Below are 1,382 nucleotides of genomic sequence, written 5' to 3'. Positions count from 1 at the left end.
GGTGTGGGCGGGGCGGCCGTCGAGGACGAGGCGATAGCCGTCCTCGGCCTTCGCGATGCCGGCCTCCTTGTAGAAGCGCTTCGGCAGCGCGGGCTTGCCCGATTGGCGGGCGGCGCGGACCGGATCGGGCTGAGCCTCCGGATCCCCGAGCCAGTCGCGGGTCACGTCGTTGGTCATGAGCGGGAAGATAGGGCTCCGGGCCGGCAGTTGCGAGGCGGGGTCAGGCCGCGGCGATGCGTTCCTGAAGGGCGGCTTCGAGCGCGGCGAAGCTCTCCATCACCGCATGCGCGCCGGCGGCCCGCAGCGCCTCGGGCGTGTGATAGCCCCAGGCGACGCCGAGCGCCGTGACGTGGGCGCCGCGGGCCATCACCATGTCGTAGGTCGAATCGCCGATCATCACCGTGCGGGCCGGCTCGGTCCCGGTCTCGGCCATCGCCTGCTCCAGCATCGCCGGGTGCGGCTTCGAGGGGGCGTCGTCGGCGGTCTGCACGGTGGAGAACCAGCCCTCCCAGCCGTGGACGGCGACGAGGTGCTCGACCCCGCGGCGGGACTTGCCGGTGGCGATGCCGAGCTGCACCGCCGGCTCCCGGTTGAGCCGCGCCAGGAGGTCCGCCGCGCCGGGAAACAGCGCCTCGCGCATCTCGGCCCTGGCCCGCATCCGGCCGAAGGCCTGCTTGTAGGCCTCCGAGAGGGCGACCACCGGCCCGTCGGCGCCGACGAGGGCGGCGAAGGCCTGCGGCAGCGACAGCCCGACCACCGACAGCGAGCGTTCCCGCGTCGGCGCCGGCAATCCGACCGCCGCGAAAGCCTCACGTTGCGCCGCCACGATCATGTGCTGGCTGTCGACGAGGGTGCCGTCGACGTCGAAGACGATCAGGATCATGGATTCTCGGGACGCCTCGTTCCATGCTGGCAGCGCGGCCCGGCGGTGCCCCGAGGTGGCGTCCTCAGGGCCTGGTGCGGGCCGGCTGGCCCGGCTGGATCCGCTCATAGCCCAGGCGGCAGCGGATCAGGAAGCGGCGTCGCGCACCGCCCTTCAGGCTGCGCCGCTGCGAGGCGCGGTTGCAGGCAGCGTAGCTCGGGCGGCGGCGTCGCGGCGTCGCGGCGCGATCGGGGGCCGACGGCCGGGCTGCCGGTGCAGTGCCGTCCGCGGGCGACACGCGGCTGTCCGGGTGGCGTCCGTCCGTGCGGACGGACGCGGGCTTGCCGTCCGGACGTGCGGAGGGAGCCGCCGGGGTGGTCGGGGCCGGCGCGGATGACGGGGATGGGGCGGCGGGCTGGGCCTGAACCGTCCCGGCGAAGGCGAGGAATCCGATCAGGCCGAGGCTGGCGAGCGCGGCGGGTCTCATCTGGCTTGTCTCACTCCCGGACGGGCCGCGGGG

At 74.6% G+C, this 1,382-nt stretch carries 2 protein-coding genes and 1 pseudogene; all 3 read right to left on the bottom strand.

The genetic code is table 11. The annotated features are described in order from the left end of the window. A pseudogene (locus tag VQ03_RS34890) lies at nt 1-177 on the bottom strand (ATPase); the annotation flags it as partial. A 43-nt stretch (nt 178-220) separates the two neighbouring features. Next, nucleotides 221-883: an HAD-IA family hydrolase gene (locus VQ03_RS30210; RefSeq protein WP_048454633.1), complete on the bottom strand. Its 663-nt coding sequence runs from the start codon at nt 881-883 to the stop codon at nt 221-223. A gap of 64 nt (nt 884-947) precedes the next feature. Beyond that, a complete protein-coding gene (locus VQ03_RS32420) occupies nt 948-1,349 on the bottom strand; it encodes a hypothetical protein (RefSeq protein ID WP_083468328.1) in 402 nt (133 codons plus the stop codon). Nucleotides 1,350-1,382 lie beyond the last annotated feature (33 nt).

This window comes from Methylobacterium tarhaniae, from assembly GCF_001043955.1.
Taxonomy (GTDB): domain Bacteria; phylum Pseudomonadota; class Alphaproteobacteria; order Rhizobiales; family Beijerinckiaceae; genus Methylobacterium; species Methylobacterium tarhaniae.
Note: the sequence above shows the minus strand (reverse complement) of the source record. Positions and strands in the feature narration are given on the sequence as shown.

Coding starts and splice junctions, on each gene's coding strand:
- VQ03_RS30210 (WP_048454633.1), bottom strand. CDS start 883: ATGATCCTGATCGTCTTCGACGTCGACGGCACCCTCGTCGACAGCCAG.
- VQ03_RS32420 (WP_083468328.1), bottom strand. CDS start 1,349: ATGAGACCCGCCGCGCTCGCCAGCCTCGGCCTGATCGGATTCCTCGCC.